The organism is Variovorax sp. 10L421 (assembly GCF_056395365.1).
Genome location: NZ_JBFTJJ010000008.1, coordinates 136,365 through 153,686 on the forward strand (window position 1 = coordinate 136,365; position 17,322 = coordinate 153,686).

General features: G+C 68.2%; 17 protein-coding genes. 6 read left to right on the forward strand and 11 right to left on the reverse strand.

All coding sequences use genetic code 11. From position 1 onward, the window contains the following. Positions 1-3: 3 nt before the first annotated feature. Together dmeF and AC1DFC_RS13490 are read left to right on the forward strand one after the other, a co-directional pair. Positions 4-978, forward strand: coding sequence for a CDF family Co(II)/Ni(II) efflux transporter DmeF (gene dmeF / locus AC1DFC_RS13485; protein WP_478179395.1), 975 nt, complete (start codon positions 4-6; stop codon positions 976-978). A 124-nt stretch (positions 979-1,102) separates the two neighbouring features. Beyond that, entirely contained in the window at positions 1,103-1,972 is an 870-nt protein-coding gene (locus AC1DFC_RS13490; protein ID WP_413314841.1) for a UDP-2,3-diacylglucosamine diphosphatase, read from the forward strand. 9 nt (positions 1,973-1,981) lie between these two features. On the opposite strand, the gene AC1DFC_RS13495 is transcribed toward AC1DFC_RS13490, so the two are convergent. Next, positions 1,982-2,218, reverse strand: a complete 237-nt coding sequence (locus tag AC1DFC_RS13495) for a hypothetical protein (protein ID WP_413332492.1) — start codon at positions 2,216-2,218, stop codon at positions 1,982-1,984. 255 nt (positions 2,219-2,473) lie between these two features. Between AC1DFC_RS13495 and AC1DFC_RS13500 the strand changes: the two genes are divergently transcribed. Further along, complete coding sequence (locus AC1DFC_RS13500) at positions 2,474-3,586, forward strand: CaiB/BaiF CoA transferase family protein (RefSeq protein ID WP_413332490.1); 1,113 nt, start codon at positions 2,474-2,476, stop codon at positions 3,584-3,586. A 34-nt stretch (positions 3,587-3,620) separates the two neighbouring features. Then, complete coding sequence (locus tag AC1DFC_RS13505) at positions 3,621-4,769, forward strand: acyl-CoA dehydrogenase family protein (RefSeq protein WP_413332488.1); 1,149 nt, start codon at positions 3,621-3,623, stop codon at positions 4,767-4,769. A 9-nt stretch (positions 4,770-4,778) separates the two neighbouring features. On the opposite strand, the gene AC1DFC_RS13510 is transcribed toward AC1DFC_RS13505, so the two are convergent. The 4 genes from AC1DFC_RS13510 to AC1DFC_RS13525 all read right to left on the reverse strand — a co-directional run bounded on the left by AC1DFC_RS13510 (position 4,779) and on the right by AC1DFC_RS13525 (position 9,860). Beyond that, complete coding sequence (locus AC1DFC_RS13510; RefSeq protein WP_056595518.1) at positions 4,779-5,156, reverse strand: hypothetical protein; 378 nt, start codon at positions 5,154-5,156, stop codon at positions 4,779-4,781. Between the two features lie 73 nt (positions 5,157-5,229). Next, complete coding sequence (locus AC1DFC_RS13515; RefSeq protein ID WP_413314837.1) at positions 5,230-6,018, reverse strand: AP2 domain-containing protein; 789 nt, start codon at positions 6,016-6,018, stop codon at positions 5,230-5,232. Positions 6,019-6,173: 155 nt separating this feature from the next. Next, the gene (locus tag AC1DFC_RS13520) at positions 6,174-6,980 is read right to left on the reverse strand and encodes an AP2 domain-containing protein (protein ID WP_413332486.1); all 807 of its coding nucleotides are present in this window, start codon (positions 6,978-6,980) and stop codon (positions 6,174-6,176) included. A 210-nt stretch (positions 6,981-7,190) separates the two neighbouring features. After that, positions 7,191-9,860 carry a winged helix-turn-helix domain-containing protein gene (locus AC1DFC_RS13525; RefSeq protein WP_478179396.1) on the reverse strand — a complete coding sequence of 890 codons (2,670 nt, stop codon included), beginning with the start codon at positions 9,858-9,860 and terminating at the stop codon, positions 7,191-7,193. A gap of 102 nt (positions 9,861-9,962) precedes the next feature. Here AC1DFC_RS13525 and AC1DFC_RS13530 point away from each other — a divergent pair, with 102 nt between their 5' ends. Both AC1DFC_RS13530 and AC1DFC_RS13535 read left to right on the forward strand, forming a co-directional pair. Next, on the forward strand, positions 9,963-10,745 hold the full coding sequence (locus tag AC1DFC_RS13530) for an SDR family NAD(P)-dependent oxidoreductase (protein WP_007828886.1): 783 nt from the start codon (positions 9,963-9,965) through the stop codon (positions 10,743-10,745). Between the two features lie 32 nt (positions 10,746-10,777). Continuing rightward, positions 10,778-11,956 carry an acetyl-CoA C-acetyltransferase gene (locus AC1DFC_RS13535; protein WP_478179397.1) on the forward strand — a complete coding sequence of 393 codons (1,179 nt, stop codon included), beginning with the start codon at positions 10,778-10,780 and terminating at the stop codon, positions 11,954-11,956. A 31-nt stretch (positions 11,957-11,987) separates the two neighbouring features. Here AC1DFC_RS13535 and AC1DFC_RS13540 read toward each other — a convergent pair whose 3' ends face one another. The 6 genes from AC1DFC_RS13540 to AC1DFC_RS13565 form a co-directional block, all read right to left on the reverse strand. Then, positions 11,988-13,013, reverse strand: coding sequence for a serine hydrolase domain-containing protein (locus AC1DFC_RS13540; RefSeq protein ID WP_478179398.1), 1,026 nt, complete (start codon positions 13,011-13,013; stop codon positions 11,988-11,990). Positions 13,014-13,121: 108 nt separating this feature from the next. Further along, a complete protein-coding gene (locus tag AC1DFC_RS13545; protein ID WP_413314831.1) occupies positions 13,122-13,961 on the reverse strand; it encodes a dienelactone hydrolase family protein in 840 nt (279 codons plus the stop codon). A 54-nt stretch (positions 13,962-14,015) separates the two neighbouring features. Next, the gene (locus AC1DFC_RS13550; RefSeq protein WP_007828894.1) at positions 14,016-14,924 is read right to left on the reverse strand and encodes a DMT family transporter; all 909 of its coding nucleotides are present in this window, start codon (positions 14,922-14,924) and stop codon (positions 14,016-14,018) included. Between the two features lie 36 nt (positions 14,925-14,960). After that, on the reverse strand, positions 14,961-15,737 hold the full coding sequence (locus AC1DFC_RS13555; RefSeq protein ID WP_478179399.1) for a helix-turn-helix domain-containing protein: 777 nt from the start codon (positions 15,735-15,737) through the stop codon (positions 14,961-14,963). 24 nt (positions 15,738-15,761) lie between these two features. Next, the gene (locus tag AC1DFC_RS13560) at positions 15,762-16,556 is read right to left on the reverse strand and encodes a phosphodiesterase (RefSeq protein ID WP_478179400.1); all 795 of its coding nucleotides are present in this window, start codon (positions 16,554-16,556) and stop codon (positions 15,762-15,764) included. 57 nt (positions 16,557-16,613) lie between these two features. Beyond that, on the reverse strand, positions 16,614-17,285 hold the full coding sequence (locus tag AC1DFC_RS13565) for a nitroreductase (RefSeq protein WP_007828897.1): 672 nt from the start codon (positions 17,283-17,285) through the stop codon (positions 16,614-16,616). Between the last annotated feature and the right edge of the window lie 37 nt (positions 17,286-17,322).

A 17,322-nucleotide genomic window follows, 5' to 3' on the forward strand; every position in this document is an offset into this window, starting at 1 on the left:
CTTATGCACACCCATGACCTGAGCGCCTGGCAGCACGATCATCATTTCGGCGCCGACACCTCTTCGGCCGAGCGCAGCACGCGCCTCGTGATGTGGATCACCGCCGCAATGATGATGGTCGAGATCGGCGCCGGCTGGTGGTTCAATTCGATGGCGCTGCTGGCCGACGGCTGGCACATGAGTTCGCATGCGCTGGCCATCGGGCTGAGCGCGTTCGCGTATGCGGCAGCACGCCGTTATGCGCGCGACCCGCGTTTCGCCTTCGGCACCTGGAAGATCGAGGTGCTCGGCGGCTTCGCGAGCGCGCTGGTGCTGCTGGGCATCGCGGTGCTGATGGTGGCCGGCTCGCTGGAGCGGCTGTGGTCGCCTTCGGCGATCCTCTACCCCGAAGCCATTTCGGTGGCAGTGCTGGGGCTGGTGGTCAACCTGGTCTGCGCGCGGCTGCTGGGCGGGGCGCATCACCACCATCATCACGGGCACGACCACGACCACGACCACGGACATGGGCACGACCACGACCATGCACACGGCGATCACGGCCACGATCTGAACCTGCGCTCTGCCTACCTGCACGTCGTCGCCGACGCCGCCACCTCGGTGCTGGCCATCGCGGCGCTGCTCGGCGGCTGGTTCTACGGCTGGGCCTGGCTCGACCCGGCGATGGGCATCGTCGGCGCGGTGCTGGTGGCGGTCTGGGCCAAGGGGCTGCTGAAGCAAACCGGCAAGGTGCTTCTCGACCGCGAGATGGACCACCCCGTCACCGGAGAAATCCGCGAAGGCGTCGAGACGATGCTGGCCGGTTCGAAGACGCGCGTGGCCGACCTGCATGTGTGGCGCGTGGGGCGCGACGCGTATGCCTGCGCGCTGACGGTGGTGACGCATTCGCCCACGCTGACGGCCGACGAGGTGCGCGCCTGCTTCTCGATGCACGAGGAAATCCGCCACTCGACGGTCGAAGTCCAGCGCTGCGTGGATTGAGTGGGTCTTGCTCCTTCCCGTTCCGGGGGAGGGAGAAATGCGAAGCCAATGCCTGGCCGCGCGTCACCGGAATGTCACGGCAGTGCCGTCATGCGGTCACGCGGTGGTGGGAGCCTACCCGTCCATGCAACGCGACGACGCTTTCCTTCGCGCATGGCGCGACACCGCGACCCGGGCCCTCGACCCGGAGGACGACGATCGCGCTCGTCCACCCCTGCAATTCCGCACCCTGTGGATCTCCGACCTGCACCTGGGCACGCCCGGCTGCCAGGCGCGTGCGCTGCTCGACTTCCTGAAGCACACCGAGTGCGAAACCCTGTTCCTGGTCGGCGACATCATCGACGGCTGGCAGCTCAAGCGGCACTGGTACTGGCCGCAGGCGCACAACGACGTGATCCAGAAGCTGCTGCGCAAGGCGCGCAAGGGCACGCGCGTGATCTTCATTCCGGGCAACCACGACGAGTTCGCGCGCAAGTACCTGCACCACAACTTCGGCGGCATCGACGTGGCCGATGAATGGATTCATGAAACCGCCGACGGTCGCAAGCTGTGGATCATCCACGGCGACCTGTTCGACGGCGTGATCCAGTGCGCCAAGTGGCTCGCCTACGTGGGCGATTCGCTCTACGAATTCACGCTCAAGCTCAACCGCCACCTCAACTCGCTGCGCGCACGCATGGGGTTGCCGTACTGGTCGCTTTCGAAGTACCTCAAGGGCAAGGTCAAGCGCGCGGTGAGCTACGTGGGCGACTTCGAAATGGCCGTGGCCCGCGAAGCCCGCAAGCGCGGCGCGCAGGGCGTGGTCTGCGGCCACATCCACCACGCCGAGATGCGCGACATCGACGGCATCCTCTACTGCAACGACGGCGACTGGGTCGAGAGCCTGACCGCGCTGGCCGAGCATGCCGACGGCACGCTGGAAATCATCGACTGGGCAAAGCACATGCCCGTGCCGGCGAAGGCCGTGCCGCAGCGCGAACCCGTCGCGACCTGAACGACGCGCTCAGCCCTTGCGGGCCGGGCCGTCCGCCGTACGGCCGAGCTGGTCGCGCCAGGTGTCGTAGTGCCTGAACATGCTCTTGCCCAGTTCGTCCATCCACAGCCACCAGGCCAGGGCGAGGTTCTCGGGCCCAGGAGGTTCCGCCGCTTCCCGCAGCGCAGGGGTCGGTGGTTCGGGCAGTTCGTAGTCGCACAGCCGTTCGACGCTGGCGTGCGAGAAGCCGGGAATGACAGAGCTCAAGGTTGCTTCCTTCGAAGGTGGCGCACTTTTTCTGTGACGCCCGGAACGACTCCCGTACGAATTGAAACATCTGCCGGCGCGGCGGGATATCGGACTATCCCGAGTAAATGAAAACAAAAGTCTGCGCTAGTGATTGGCGCGAAGCGCGGCTCATCGCGTGCGCATTCGTCGCTTCCGACGATGCCTGCGGGGCGCCTGGGCGCCAAGATGGCTCCACACGGCAGGCGTTCCACGCGGAGCCGAAGGAGACGAGGCATGGCGGGTCCACTGCAGGGGTTGCGGGTCATCGAGATGGCGGGCATCGGCCCCGGCCCGTTCTGCGCGATGCTGTTCGCCGACATGGGCGCGGAGGTGATCCGCATCGCCCGCCCGGGCACGCAGCCCGATGCGCATGACATCCTCGCGCGCGGCCGCAGCACGCTGCAGACCGACCTGCGCGCGGAAGGCGCGGCGCAATCCGTGCTCGATGCCGTCGAGAAGGCCGACGTGCTCATCGAAGGCTTCCGCCCCGGCGTCATGGAGCGGCTGGGCCTCGGCCCCGCGCCCTGCCATGCGCGCAATCCGCGCCTGGTCTACGGCCGCATGACCGGCTGGGGCCAGCACGGCCCGCTGGCGCATGCCGCGGGGCACGACATCAACTACATCGCCATCAGCGGCGCACTGCATGCCATCGGCCGCGCGGGCGAGCCGCCCGTGCCGCCGCTCAACTACGTGGGCGACTTCGGCGGCGGCGCGATGCTGCTGGCCTTCGGCATCCTCGCCGCGCTGCACGAGGCGAAGCAGTCGGGGCAAGGGCAGGTGGTCGATGCCGCCATGGCCGATGGCGCGGCGCTGCTGTCGGCCATGATGTACGGCCTCAAGTCGGCCGGCCGGTGGAGCAACCAGCGCGGCGAGAACATGCTCGACGGCGGCGCGCATTTCTACGACACCTACGCCTGCGCCGACGGCAGGTACGTGGCCGTGGGCGCCATCGAGCCGCAGTTCTACGCGCTCCTGCGCGAGCGCTGCGGCATCGCCGACGACCCCGCCTTCGACGCGCAGATGGACGCCGACCGCTGGCCGCTGCTCAAGCTGCGCATGGCCGACCTGTTCCGCACCCGCACGCGCGACGAGTGGTGCGTGCTGCTCGAGGGCAGCGACGCCTGCTTCGCGCCCGTGCTCGATTGGGACGAGGCCCCAGAACATCCGCACAACGTGGCGCGCGGCACCTTCGCCAACGTGGGCGGCGTGGTGCAGCCCGCGCCCGCGCCGCGTTTCAGCCGCACCGCGCCGGTCGTGCCTCCGGCCGCCGCGCGCGACGACGGCGAGACCGTGCTGCGCCGCTGGGGCGTGGCGGCCCACGCCATCGCACCGCTGTGCGCTTCCTGACGAAGCAAGCCGACGACAAACGAAGAAAGGCGACATGGCCATCGATTTCCGCCGCTCCTGGAGCGATGAAGACCTGGAGCTGTACCGCGACAACGTGGTGCGCTTCATCGAAACCGAAGTGCTCCCGCACGACGAGGAAGCCCGCAGGCGCGGCCACGTGGGCCACGAGGTCTGGCGCAAGGCCGGCGCGCTCGGCCTGCTGTGCGCGGACATTCCCGAGCAATACGGCGGCGCCGGCGGCGACTTTCGCCATGAAGCCGTGTTCTACGAGGAGATGTCGCGCCGCGCGCTCACCGGCATGGCCAGCTCGGTGCACAGCATCGTGGCGCACTACTTCCTCAACCACGGCACCGAGGCGCAGAAGCGCAGCTACCTGCCGCGCATGGCGCGCGGCGAGCTGGTCGGCGCCATCGCCATGACCGAACCCGGCGCAGGCTCCGACCTGCAGGGCGTGCGCACGCGCGCCGAGAAGAAGGACGGCGGCTATGTCGTCAACGGCTCCAAGACCTTCATCACCAACGGCTTCCTGGCCGGCGTGGTGCTGGTGGTGTGCAAGACCGACCCGACGCAGGGCGCCAAGGGCACCTCGATCCTCATCGTCGAGACCGAGGGTTGCAAGGGCTTCCGCGTGGGCCGCGTGCTCGACAAGATCGGCATGAAGGCGCAGGACACCTCCGAGCTCTTCTTCGACGACGTGCGCGTGGGCGCCGACGCGCTGCTCGGCGGCGTTGAGGGTCAGGGCTTCTTCCAGCTCATGAGCGACCTGCCCTATGAGCGCACCATCATCGGCCTGAGCGCGCTGGCCACCATGGAAGGCGCCTACCAGGCCACGCTGGACTACGTGCGCGATCGCAAGGCCTTCGGCAAGCCGATCGCCGAATTCCAGAACACCCGATTCAAGCTGGCCGAGATCGCCACGCAGATCAAGGTGGGCCGCGCCTTCATCGATCGCTGCGTGGAAGACCTCGTGGCCGGCAGGCTCGACACCGCCACCGCCTCGATGGCCAAGCTCTGGGGCTCGGAGGCGCAAGGCCGCGTGGTCGACGAGTGCCTGCAGCTGTTCGGCGGCTACGGCTTCATGAACGAGTACATGGTGGCGCGCATGTACGCCGACGCGCGGGTGCAGCGCATCTACGGCGGCACCAACGAGATCATGAAGGAGGTGATTTCGAGGGCGCTGTGAGCAGTGCGTTCAGGACAGCCGTCGGATCTCCGCCCGCGCAATTTCGCGGTGGTGGTACGACGGCGAGAGGCCGATGAACTGCGTGTACTTCTCGCGCGCCGCATCGGGATGGCCCGCGTCTTCCAGCTCCAGCGCTTCCAGCGTGAACTGGGTGAAGAGCCGGTTGGCATCGTTTTCGCGCGGCGAAGCGGCCAGCGACCCGGGCTGCAGCTCGGGCTGCGCGGTGTAGATCTTCCGCTGTACCTCGATCACCTCGATCAGCGCGCGGCCGATGCGCTGGATGTTCTCGTCCACGGGACCGAGATCGGTCGTCCGCACATCCGCCGCGGCCTGATCCAGCAGGTGCGAGGCCACGCGCAGCAAGCGGTGAAGCTGCTTGTATTTCATGGGCGGGCCGCTCCGTGCATGCGGCTGCCACCGGTCTTCGCCGCTTCCGCGCAGCCGTTTTCTTGCAGGACTCTCATCCGCCGGCCCGTTTCGCGCCGGAGGCCGTGCGCTGCGAGGCCGCAGTCGCCGCGGCTTCCTCGGTGCGCTGCTTGTCGGCGAGCTGGCGCTCCCGCTCGGCGATGGCCAGGCTCTTGGCCACGTCGGTGCCGTGCACCTTCACCGAGAACGCCTTGCTCACGCTGCCCTTGCCCGTGGTGTAGGTGATGGCCAGCCAGTAGCCGGGATGGTTCGGCTTGGGCGTCTTGAAGTGGACACCGCTCACGCCGCTGGTGTTGTTGCGCCGGGTGATCTCCGACTTCGAGCGCTTGGCCGTGCGCGGCCCGGGCGCATGGGCCGACAGCCCCATGCGGATCGCCTCCTCGGCCGGGTGTATGCGCGCCAGCCCCGTCATGCGCTTGAGCTGCTGCGCGCGCTCCTGGACCGCCAGCGCCTGCGCGGCGTCGCCCAACTCCGCGACGGGGAAGTCGGTGCGAAGGATTTCGTCCGGTGCGATGTAGGTCTTGGCCATCCACGCCCGCACCCGGCCGCCCGGTGCCAGGTGGTGGAACACGCCTGGCACGCCGGTGCTGTTGTTGGCGCGGCGCTTCTCGGCCCGCACGCGGCGCGCCTGTGGCGGCACGTTGCGCACGATGAAGTCGCGCCAGTCCTGCGCATGGAGCAGCGCCTGCTCCGCGCCGCCATAGCTGGCCTTGCCGAACAGCCTGTGGTGGCGAACACCGTTGCGTACGATGGAAACTTCGAAACCCCAGGGCCTGGAGTAAATGCCGTACATGGCTGCCGGATTGGGGATTCCTTTGGGCATTCTCGACGTGATGCTGCTCTCAGCGGTGCTGATTCCGATGGACTCCCCGAGTTGCCTGCCGCTCGTTGGCGCACGCATTTCGCAGCTATTTTGGCCGAAGCGCAATGACAACTCCGCGGAGGCAGTCATGCACCGAAAAATGCAGAAAAAGGGCCTCACCGCTGCGGCCTCGCCTCGACGGCGGCCTGGCCGTGCCGGCTGGCTTCCCGCCGAAGGGAAGGGGCGAGCGTGCCGGTGTCAGGCATCAGCTTCTGCTCGAGTTGGCGCTCGCGCTCCTCGATGGCCAGCAGCTTGGCCTTCTCGGGGCCGTGCTCCTTGATGGAGAAAGCCTTGCTCACGCTGCCCTTGCCCATGGTGTACGTGATGGCGAGCCAGTAGCCCGGGTGGCCGGGGTTGGGCGCCTTGAAGTGCACGCCGCTCACGCCGCTGGAATTGGTGCTGCGCTTGATCTCGGACTTCGAGCGCTTGGGCGACAGCAGCCCGGCGGGAAAGGCCGGCGGGCTCTTGCGGATCGTTTCCTCGGCCGGATGCAGCCTGGCCAGCCCGGCCATGCGTTCCAGTTGCCGTGTCCGCTCCTCGACGGCCAACTCCTGCGCGGCCTCACCCACCGCGTTCACCGGAAAGTCGGTGCGCAGGATCTCGTCGTGCCCGATGTAGGTCTTGGCGACCCAGGCCCGCACCCTGCCGTCCGGGGCGACCTGGCAGAAGACGCCGGACACGCCGGTGGTGTTGTTGATCCGCAGCTTCTCGGCCCGGGTGCGCCGCGGCACCGGCGGCACGCTGCGCACGATGCCGTCGCGCCAGTCCTGCGCCTGCAGCAGCGCCTGTTCCTCGCTGCCGTAGCTGGCGCGGCCGAACTGCTTGTAGTAGCGCGTGCCGTTGCGCACGATCGACACCTCGAAGCCCCAGGCACGGCGATAGATGCCGTACATGGCGGCAGGATTCGGGGTTCCTTTGGGCATGGTGGCTCCGGCTTTCGCCGCTCCCTTACTCGCTATCTGTTGCCTGCTGTCGCGGCAGTTGGAAGACTCTGACCTCTGGAGGAATCCTAGGGATTGGCCAATGGCCGGGGAATCACCGGAATCAGTAGTAATCGAGGGGCGCCGGAGTGAGTCATCCTGGACAAGGTTGCCGGCCCTGCAAAACGGCCGCGACGCACGGGCAGAGTCCGCCTAGCGGATCACCCCGAGCTTGCGCGCAATCGCCACCGCCTGCGTTCGGCTCTTCACATCCAGCTTCATGTTGATGTTGCGCAGGTGCGTGCGCACCGTGCTGTCCGACACGAACAGCTTTTCCGCCATCGCGTTGTTCGAGTACCCCTCGGCCAGCAACTGCAGCACGCGGATCTCCTTGCGGGTCAGCGGCTCCTTCATCGCATCGGCCGCGGGTGTTTCCACCTCGCCACTGCCGGCCGGCCCGGCCGCTTGCAGCAGCCGCTGCAGGTGATCGGCGAGTATCGGATCGCTGCTGCCGCGCGTGCCCTCCTGCATGGCCGCCGCATAACGGTGCAACAGCGTGCCCACCACCGGGCCTTCATCGAGGATCAGCCGCATGAATCCTTCCTGGCTCGCCGCCTGCAGCACCCCGCCGATCTGCTCGATCGCGGCGGCCGCGTCGCCGATGCGTTGCAGCGCCAGCGCGCGCAGCACCCTGAGCTTGAGCGCGCGCCGGTTGCGGGCCGAGGCCAGCGCCGCATGCAGCTCGGCGTCGAGCGCGCCCAGTGCCGCGCGCGCATCGCCGAAGACGATTTCCCAGCGGGCCTTTGCCAGCGCGAGGTAGTCGAGGTCGTGCGCAGGCAGGCGCTGCCGCCGCTCGCTGTCCCACAGCGCGGGGTCGTCGGCGCGCAGCAGTTCGTCGCGCGATGCGGGACCGTTGCCCTGCAGAAGCAGCATGCGCGAGCGCTCCAGCTTCGCGCCCGCCACCACGCGCGGCAGCTGCCGGTGGTGGCCCAGGTATTCGAGCTCGGTCAGCGCCTGGAACGCGGCGTCGATGTCGCCCGCATGGAACGCGAGCCGCGAGCGCATCACGTGGCTCAGGATCATGTGGTCCGGCAGGCCCACGTCGCGCGCCAGCGGCAGGTACACGTTCAGCAAATGCTCGGCCTGCACCAGCTGGTTGGTTTCGTACACGGCGCCCGCGTAGAGCACGCCCGCCCACGCATTGCCGTGGCTGTGGTTGTACGACACCGCATGCGTCGAATCGACCGCCATGCGCAGCCGCGCGGTGGCCTGCCGCAAGCGGCCTTCCTGCAGGTCGAACAGCCCGGCCAGCGACTCGGTGTACATGCGGTTGAAGGTGCTGTTGCCCTGCTCGCGCCGCGCCGCGTCGAGCAGGCGCCGCGCCTCGTGCGGGTCGCCGCGCACGGCCAGGATGTGGGCCATGGCGTTGAGCAGCACGCTGTCGGCGAAGGCCAGGCCGGTGGGCAGGCGCGCCAGGCTCTGGCGGCCGGCCTCGTAGGCCTCGTCGTGGCGGTCCTGCATCGCCAGCAGCAGGGGCACCAGCGTGTGGGCGCTTGCACGCACCTCGGCGATGGGGCTGTCGAGGCAGCCCGACTTTTCGAGCTGGCGCATCGCGTCCCACGGGCCGTGCGTGAAGCAGGTGGCCCACAGCGAGATGGGCTGCAGGAACGGATGCTCGCGCAGCTGGTGTTCGGGAATGGCGGAGAACCAGCGTGCCAGCATGCGCATGCGGCCCTGCTCCAGGAACTGCGTCGCGTAGCTGTCGAGCAGGGTCAGCGCATACGGATGGTCGCCGCCTTCGATCGCGTGGTCGATGGCGGGCACGGGGCGGTCGTGCGACTCGTACCAGCCCGAGGCCGCGAGGTGCAGGCGCTCCAGCTCGCCAGGCAGTTCGCGCGCCAGCTGCGCGCGCAGGAAGTCGGCAAACAGGCTGTGATAGCGCCACGCACCGCCGTCGCCGCTCACGGGCGTGAGGAACAGGTTCGACGCGGCCAGCCGTTCGAGGATGGCTGCACAGTCCACGCGCGGGCACAGCGCCTGGCACACCGATGCATCGAGCTGCCGCAGGATGCTGGTGCGCAGCAAGAAGTCGCGGATGTCCTTCGGCTGGTGCGCGAGCACGTCTTCGGCCAGGTAGTCGGCCACGGCGCGGTCCGAGCCCGAGAAGCGTTCGACAAAACCGGTCCCGGTGCCATGCCGCTGCAGCGCCATCGACGCGAGCCAGATCGCGGCCACCCAGCCTTCGGTCTTGCGGTGCAGCTGCGACAGCATCTCGGCCGGCAGCACCTGGGCCGCATGCAACTGGCGCAGCCCGAAGAAGGCGCTGGTCTCCTCGAGGCTGAAGCGCAGGCGGTCGGTGTCGATCTCCATCAGCTGGCCGCGCGCGCGCAGCCGCCCCAGGCCCAGGTCGGGCAGGCTGCGCGAGCCGATCACGATCTGCCCGCCGCGCGGCAGGTGCTCGACGATCTCGCGCACCACGCCCAGCACCGCCGGCTCCTGCACCCTTTCGAAGTCGTCGAGGAACAGCGTGAAAGGCGAGTCGTGCGCGGCCAGTGTGGCCACCGCATCGAAGGGCGCGTTGGCGCGCGGCTCTTCCACGCCCATGCGCTGCACGGCTTCGGCCAGGCAGTGGAGAAAGCGCGAGACGTCGTTGTCGGCGCGGTCCAGCGTGAGCCATGCCGTGGCCACGCCCTGCGCCTCCCTGCGCTCGCGGATCTGCGCCATGGCCGTCGTCTTGCCGAAGCCGGCCGGCGCCCGCACGAGCACCAGCTTCACGGCCGCCGCAGCGATCTCCTCGCCGATGGCCGTGCGCGGCACCTGCGTGGCGACGAAGGCCGGTGGGTTGAGCTTGGTTTCGAGAATCCGGGGTGTGGGGGACTGCATGCGGAGGCGAAATCCCGTCGTTTCCGACGATGTGTGCGGTCGATTCTGCTTCCTAAACTGGCGGGGGACAAACCCGCAAAGACACCTCAAGGACACCCAGAGATGCAACTCGATTCCAGCATTGGCGCCGTTGTCACCGGCGGTGCCTCGGGCCTCGGCGCCGCCACAGCGCGCCGCCTTGCCGGCCATGGCGTGAAGGTCGCGCTGTTCGACCTCAACGCCGAACAGGGCGAGGCCCTGGCGAAGGAACTGGGCGGCGTGTTCTGCAAGGTCGACGTCACCTCCGAAGAGCAGGTCGATGCAGCGTTCGCCAGGGCGCGCGCGGCGCATGGCCAGGAGCGCGTGCTCGTCAACTGCGCCGGCACCGGCAATGCGGTGAAGACCGCGAGCCGCGACAAGACGACGGGCGAGATCAAGCACTTTCCGCTCGCGAACTTCGACCGCATCATTCAGATCAACCTCGTCGGCACCTTTCGCTGCATCGCCAAGTCGGCGGCCGGCATGCTCACGCTCGACATGCTGGAAGACGGCGAGCGCGGTGCCATCGTCAACACCGCCTCGGTGGCTGCGCAGGACGGGCAGATGGGACAGGCCGCCTACACCGCATCGAAGGCCGGCATCGTCGGCATGACGCTGCCCATCGCGCGCGACTTGATGGGCGAGGGCATCCGCGTGAACACCATCCTGCCGGGCATCTTCGACACGCCGCTGCTGCAGGGCGCACCCGACAACGTGAAGGCCGCGCTGGCGGCATCGGTGCCGTTCCCCAAGCGGCTGGGCAAGCCGGCGGAGTACGCCACGCTGGCGGAGCTGATGATCACCAACGGCTATTTCAACGGCGAGAGCGTGCGGCTCGATGGGGCCATTCGCATGGCGCCGCGCTGACCCGAACCAGCTTGCGAACACAGGAGAACCCCATGCCCGAAGCATTCATCGTCGCCGCCGCCCGCATCGCCGGAGGCCGGCGCAACGGCCGCCTTGCCGGCTGGCACCCGGCCGACCTCGCCGCGCAGGTGCTCGACGCCCTGGTGGCGCGCACCGGTGCCGACCCCGCGCTGGTCGAGGACGTCATCATGGGCTGCGTCGGCCAGGCCGGCGAGCAGGCATCGAACATCGCGCGCAACGCGGTGCTGGCCTCGCGTTTGCCCGAGTCGGTGCCGGCCACCTCGGTCGACCGGCAGTGCGGCTCGTCGCAGCAGGCGCTGCATTTCGCGGCGCAGGCCGTGATGTCGGGCAGCATGGACATCGTCATCGCCGCCGGCGTGGAAAGCATGACGCGCGTGCCGATGGGCCTGCCCACCACGCTGCCGCTGAAGAACGGCCTGGGCTTCTACGTGAGCCCTTCGATGCAGAAGCGCTACCCCGACGTCCAGTTCAGCCAGTTCACCGGCGCCGAGATGATCGCCAGGAACTACGGCATCGAGAAAGACGAGCTCGACCGCTATGCTCTCGAAAGCCACCGGCGCGCCATCGCCGCCACCCGGGCCGGCCACTTCGAGCGCGAGATCGTGCCCGTGGCGGTGCGCATGGCCGACGGTTCCGAAACCGGCGAGCAGCACACCACCGACGAAGGCATCCGCTACGACGCCACGCTGGAGAGCATCGCGGCCGTCAAGCTCATCGCCGAAGGCGGGCGCTGCACGGCGGCCACCGCCAGCCAGATCTGCGATGGCGCGAGCGGCCTGATGGTGGTGAACGAGCGCGGCCTGAAGACGCTGGGCGTGGAGCCGCTGGCGCGCGTGCACCACATGAGCGTGATGGGCCACGACCCGGTCATCATGCTGGAGGCGCCGCTGCCCGCCACGCAGCGCGCGCTGAAGAAGGCGGGCATGAAGATCGACGACATCGATCTCTACGAGGTAAACGAGGCCTTCGCGCCGGTACCGCTGGCCTGGCTACAGGTGCTGGACGCCGACCCGGCCCGGCTGAACGTGAACGGCGGCGCGATCGCGCTGGGCCATCCGCTCGGCGCGTCGGGCACCAAGCTGATGACCACGCTGGTCCATGCGCTGGGCCAGCGCGGCAAGCGCTATGGCCTGCAGACGATGTGCGAAGGCGGCGGGATGGCCAATGTGACCATCGTCGAGCGGTTGTGAACCTGGGGCGAGCGCATCGCCTGGCAGCCATTCATTCGGACACGCATGCGTTGAGCCATCGAATGGCGGGATGCGCGCCGGGCAGGGCGCATGCCGCGGCCTCGCGCATCAACCGCAGCCCCTTGTTGCTGTTGGCGAGCAGTACGACGGCCGACTGCTCTGCCATGCTGCCCATGGCGAACGCACGGGTGCCATCCATCTTCCCCCATTGGAAGAAGGTGCCGTGGTTCGGCTCCAGCCCCCAGCCGAGGCCCCAACCTACCTCGGGATCCAGTTCGGTTTCCGTGGGCTGGCCGCGCAGGCGCTCCGCGCTCTCCTTGGGTACATGCGCATGGCAGGTCAGCCATGCGCAGTGGGTGGCTTCCTTCAGCCGCTCGCCGCGCAGCACTGCGCCGAGAAAGGCGCCGTAGTCTGCCGCCGTCGTGTGCAGCGAAAAAGAGGCGCTGGCTGGGTAGCGCGGCACGTCCACGGGTGCTTCGCCTTCGTGCGGGGCAGCGAGGTTGTCCTGGAAGCCGGCCGACTGTTCGAGGCTCGACGACTGCATGCCCAGCGGATCGAACACCAGTTGCCGTATCGTTGCCTCGAGCGGCTCACCAGTGATCGCCGTCATGACGGATTGAAGGTAGTTGAAGCCGACGCTGGAATAGCTGAACCACTCGCCGGGCCGGAAGTGGACTTGCAGTGGCTGGTTCTTCGCTCTCAGGTTGGGTAGGCCGCAGGTGTGCGTCAGCAGATGACGCGCGGTAATGGCCGCGAATGCAGCATCGCCAGGCAGCACCGTCGGAACGAAGTGCGCCAGCGATCCGTCTAGCGTCAGTTCGCCGGCGTCCACCAGCTGCAGTGCGGCGTAGGCCACGATCGGCTTGGTGAGCGACGCGGCCTGGAACACGGTCTGAATGTTGACGGGTGCGTTGTCGAGCGTGTTCCTGACCCCGAGGGCGGCCAGCGCGTCTACTTTTCCGTGGCGCAGCACGGCCATCGACACGCCCGGGATGCCTGCGGTTTCCATTAGGGGCTGCAGCCGGCCTTCGAGTGTTGTCGAAGTGATGGAATTCATTCGCGGTTCCGTTCGCATGCCGCATGCGGCTCTGACTAGATGGCATTGACAGCTTTGGCCAGCACCCGATCGTCATGACCGGGTTCCGCGGTGATCCGGGTGCTGCGATCACTTCGCAAGATACGCCTCGACCGCCGGGCCCCACAGCCCTTGCTGCACGATCAGCATGTGCCCGTTCGTGCCGGGCTCCAGCGCATAGGTCTCGAAGGTGCCCTTGCCGCCAGCTGCCGTGAAGGCTTCGAAATTCTTCCGGCTGTGCGCCATCGCATAGAAGCTGTCTTTCTCGCCGTACAGCCAGAGCGTGGGACGGGGAAAGGCGGCGCCGCGCGTGAAGCTCACGGGGTTGATCGCATCCGCGGTGCCATCGGGGCACTGGTCGCTCATCCAGCCGCCGACGAAATTGATGGCGCCCTGGAACACGCCGGGTCGCGTGCCGGCATAGGCGATCGCGAGGATGCCGCCGCGCGAGTGGCCGGCGATCTCCATGCGCTTCGTGTCCACGTCGGGGTTCTTCTGCAGCGATGAGACGGCGGCGTCGACATCGGCAAGCGCGTGGTCGAAGCCGGCCAGCGACAGGGCCGGGTCGCAACTGTAGTGCTCGCGCTTGGGGGTGAAGCCTTCGTCATACAGCCCGTCCGACTGGCCACGTCCGCGCCGCTGTGGAAACGCCACAAGCCAGCCTCGCTGCGTGAACCACTTGGCGAGGCGCTCGGGCGCCCAGGTGTCCTTGAACAGCGCCGGCTTGTTGCCCATGCCCGTGGAGCCGTGGTTGAACACCACTGTAGGAAAGGGCCCTGCGCCTTCGGGCTTGTAGATCACCATCTCCAGCGTGACGGGCGCACCGCCTTCAATGAAGGGCGTGGGCACGCGAACCGTGCTGCGCTCCTGTGCCCAGCAGGATGCCGCGGCGAAGGCGAGCGAGGCGGCAAGGAGAATGAGCTTTTTCATTGGCGTGCACGTCCCTGGTGTTTCGCCGCATTCTGCCCGTGCCGCCTGAAGCCTCTATGCCGATGGCCGCGCCGCCTCCTTCGCGCCCCATCGAGCCACACCACTCGCCAGCACGATCCCCGGCACCACCAACGCCAAAGCCAGCAGCACCGCACCGGTGACCGGCTCGTTCATGCAGGCCGCCGCGCCCAGTGTGGTCAGCACCGGCACCAGCGCCGCCGATAGCGAGGCGCGTGGTGCACCCAGCCGCACGACGGCCGCCATGTAGACAACCAGCCCGAGCAGTCCCGCGACCACGCCTTGCGTCGCGGCTTGCAGCGCGACATCGGGCCATGGCGCACTGAGCAGCCGCGGCGCGCCGACGGTCGACAGCACAGGCAACAGCAGCAGCGCCGACCATCCGTTCACGAACGCCGCGCCCTGCCACGGCGTGAGCCCGCAGTGCGCGAACGCGAGCGAGTGCACCGCCCACAGCATGGCCGCGGTCAGAAAGAGCAGGTCACCGCGCCAGTCGAGCGAGCCGCCGCGAAAACTCCCCGCAGCAAACAGCGCCATGCCGATGGCAATGCACGCCAGCCCGGCAAGCCTGATGCCTTCGACCTTCTGCCCCTTGTGCAGCCACGCGCCGATGGCGGTGAAAAGCGGCAGGCTGCCCGCCATGAAGATGCCCATGTGGCTCGCGGGGGCCCATTGGGCACCGGCCAGCACCAGCAGCCCGAAGGGCAGGCCGCCGCCGGCGACGAGCAGCACGAGCGCAACGCGCGAGGCCTTCGGTGCGATGCGTCTCTTCTTGCCGAACCACAGCGGCGCCAGCAGCAGGGCAGGAATGCCATAGCGCATCAGCGCCAGCTCCATCGGCCCGAGCGTGGTGGTCACGCCGTGGCGCGAGACGAGTTGCCAGGCGCTGCCGATGACGGCTGCGGCCAGCGCGGCGAGCAGGCCGGCGAAAAGATTGCGATCCATCGCGGCGAGTCTCGCGACCGCGCCGCGCGGCGGCTATCAAATTCGTGCGCTGGCCAGCATGCGGCGGGCTTCGCCCATCGTGACGCCCACATCGCGCCGGAACACCGCGCCCAGGTGGCTCTGGCTGCAATAGCCGAGGTCGTGCGCGATGCCCGCGAGGTCGCGGTCGCCATCGGCCAGCCGCTCCATGGCGGCAGCGAGGCGCAGATGTTGCCGGTACTGATGAAGGCTCAAGCCAGTCTGCTGCCGGAAGCTGCGCGCCAGGTGAAACGGCGAGCGCGAGACCGCATCGGCCACGTCGCGCATCGAAAGCTTCGCCTCGCAGTCGGCGGTTTCCGCGAGCAGCCGCTTGACGCGTGCGACCGCACCCGTCAATGGCGCCTGCCGGCGTGACATGCCGAGTTCATCGACCAGCGAAAAGATGGCATCTGCAGCCGCGTCGCCCGCGCGAAGCTGCCGCTGCGCCGAATGAACGCGGTACAGCGACCAAGGTGACAACAGGAAGAACGCCGGCGCTGCATCCGCGCGAGGCAAGCGGTGCCGGCTGACCACCATGCTGTGCCTGGCCGCGCGTGCCGCGAGCCGCAGCTGATAGACCATCGCGTCGTCGAAGTGCATGGCGGTGAGTCCGTCGACCAGCCATGTGCCGTCGCCCGAGCGTACGTCGAGCACGGTGCGGCCTGCCGGGAAAATGATGCGTCGCGATTCCAGGGTGTAGGGCGCGCTCCAGTCAGGTCCCTGCTGCGCATGGGAACGCACGTGCTCGACCGTGAATTCGTGTCCGGTGTAGAGGAGGGTGCGTTCCTGGGGCATGGCGGGATTTTGCGCGCCGAGCCATCACGCAAACGGAAACGGTCCGTCCATCGTCCCGATGTGGCTCACATGGCTCACCATGCCGTGCGCTTCGCTCCACAGATGCAGCATGCAGCCCGGTCGGCCCATGTACGAGGCGGGCGCCGCGCTGGCGTCCAGCTGCAGCGCGATCTCCGTCGTGCTGCTCGGGCACGAACACACGACTGTACCCGCCCAGCGCCGCAGCATGGTGCGGTGCACGTGGCCGCACAGCACCAGCTCGATGTTGTCGACGCTGCGCACGATGGCTTCGAGCGGCGCCGTGTCCATGTAGCGGTACGCGTCCATGTAGGGAATGCCGCTCACGAAAGGCGGGTGATGGAGCATCAGCAGCGTCGGCTTGATGCGGTCGGCTTCGAGCGTGCGGCGCAGCCACGCCAGGCCCCGCGCATCGACATTGCCATGGTGAAGCCCGGGAATGCATGAATCCAGCGCCACGATGCGCACGGGATGGTCGTCAATGCAGTAGTGCAGTGCGCCTTCGGCCGGCAGGTAGGCATGGTCCGCGAACGCTGCACGAAAGTTCTCGTGGTGGTCGTGGTTGCCGGGGATCACGAGATACGGAATCGACAGCTTCGCAAGCAGACGCCGCACCTGCGCGTATTCCTCGGGCCGGCCTTCGTCGACGAGATCGCCTGTCAGCAGCATCAGGTCGGGCCGGCGATCGAGCGCGTGCAGGTGGTCGATGGCTTCCTCGAACATGCGGTTCGAATCGGCCACGCCCTGGTAGAGCTGGCCGGCGGGGCGGACGTGGGGGTCGGAGATCTGTGCGATGAGCATGCGGCGCCTTGCTTGCGGATGCCACATCATCAAGCACGATCCGGTCCCCCCGCGGATTCAGATGCCGACGAACTCCGCCACGTCGGCCAGCGGCGCGCGTTCGGTCACCAGCGCATCGAGCGGCCGGCTGCGGTCCGCGTAGCCGATGGCCATGCCCGTGAACAGCATGCGTTCGGGCGGCAGCGCGATGAAGCGGCCGACGGTCTGCGGGTAGATCGCCCAGCATTCCTGCGGGCAGCTGTCGAGCCCTTCGCCGCGCAGCAGCAGCATCACGTTCTGCAGCATCATTCCCAGGTCCGACCACTGCGGCGGGCCCATGCGGCGGTCGACGCTGCAGAACAGCGCGAGCGGCGCGCCGAACAACTGGTAGTTGCGCGCAAACCATTCGCGGCGCGCGGCCTTGTCCTCGCGCGGAATGCCCAGGCGCGCATACATCGCCTCGCCCACGGCGAAGCGGCGGTCGCGGTAGGGCGCGACAAGCTCGCGCGGGTAGATGTCGTACTCGCTGCCTTCGCCGGCAGGTGCCTCCTGCACGCGCGTGCGCATGATCGCCTTGAGTTCGGCAAGCCTCTCGCCGCCCACCACGTGCAGGTGCCAGGGTTGCAGGTTGCCGCCCGAGGGCGCGCGCAGCGCCTGCTCGACAACGCGGCGGATGACGTCGCCGGGCACCGGCGTGTCGAGAAAATCGCGCACCGAGCGGCGGGTGGCGATGGCGTCCTGAACGTTCATGCAATGGTCCTCTTGAGGGAGATGCTAGGGGCAACCT

Coding starts and splice junctions, on each gene's coding strand:
- dmeF (WP_478179395.1), top strand. CDS start 4: ATGCACACCCATGACCTGAGCGCCTGGCAGCACGATCATCATTTCGGC.
- AC1DFC_RS13490 (WP_413314841.1), top strand. CDS start 1,103: ATGCAACGCGACGACGCTTTCCTTCGCGCATGGCGCGACACCGCGACC.
- AC1DFC_RS13500 (WP_413332490.1), top strand. CDS start 2,474: ATGGCGGGTCCACTGCAGGGGTTGCGGGTCATCGAGATGGCGGGCATC.
- AC1DFC_RS13505 (WP_413332488.1), top strand. CDS start 3,621: ATGGCCATCGATTTCCGCCGCTCCTGGAGCGATGAAGACCTGGAGCTG.
- AC1DFC_RS13510 (WP_056595518.1), bottom strand. CDS start 5,156: ATGAAATACAAGCAGCTTCACCGCTTGCTGCGCGTGGCCTCGCACCTG.
- AC1DFC_RS13515 (WP_413314837.1), bottom strand. CDS start 6,018: ATGCCCAAAGGAATCCCCAATCCGGCAGCCATGTACGGCATTTACTCC.
- AC1DFC_RS13520 (WP_413332486.1), bottom strand. CDS start 6,980: ATGCCCAAAGGAACCCCGAATCCTGCCGCCATGTACGGCATCTATCGC.
- AC1DFC_RS13525 (WP_478179396.1), bottom strand. CDS start 9,860: ATGCAGTCCCCCACACCCCGGATTCTCGAAACCAAGCTCAACCCACCG.
- AC1DFC_RS13530 (WP_007828886.1), top strand. CDS start 9,963: ATGCAACTCGATTCCAGCATTGGCGCCGTTGTCACCGGCGGTGCCTCG.
- AC1DFC_RS13535 (WP_478179397.1), top strand. CDS start 10,778: ATGCCCGAAGCATTCATCGTCGCCGCCGCCCGCATCGCCGGAGGCCGG.
- AC1DFC_RS13540 (WP_478179398.1), bottom strand. CDS start 13,013: ATGAATTCCATCACTTCGACAACACTCGAAGGCCGGCTGCAGCCCCTA.
- AC1DFC_RS13545 (WP_413314831.1), bottom strand. CDS start 13,961: ATGAAAAAGCTCATTCTCCTTGCCGCCTCGCTCGCCTTCGCCGCGGCA.
- AC1DFC_RS13550 (WP_007828894.1), bottom strand. CDS start 14,924: ATGGATCGCAATCTTTTCGCCGGCCTGCTCGCCGCGCTGGCCGCAGCC.
- AC1DFC_RS13555 (WP_478179399.1), bottom strand. CDS start 15,737: ATGCCCCAGGAACGCACCCTCCTCTACACCGGACACGAATTCACGGTC.
- AC1DFC_RS13560 (WP_478179400.1), bottom strand. CDS start 16,556: ATGCTCATCGCACAGATCTCCGACCCCCACGTCCGCCCCGCCGGCCAG.
- AC1DFC_RS13565 (WP_007828897.1), bottom strand. CDS start 17,285: ATGAACGTTCAGGACGCCATCGCCACCCGCCGCTCGGTGCGCGATTTT.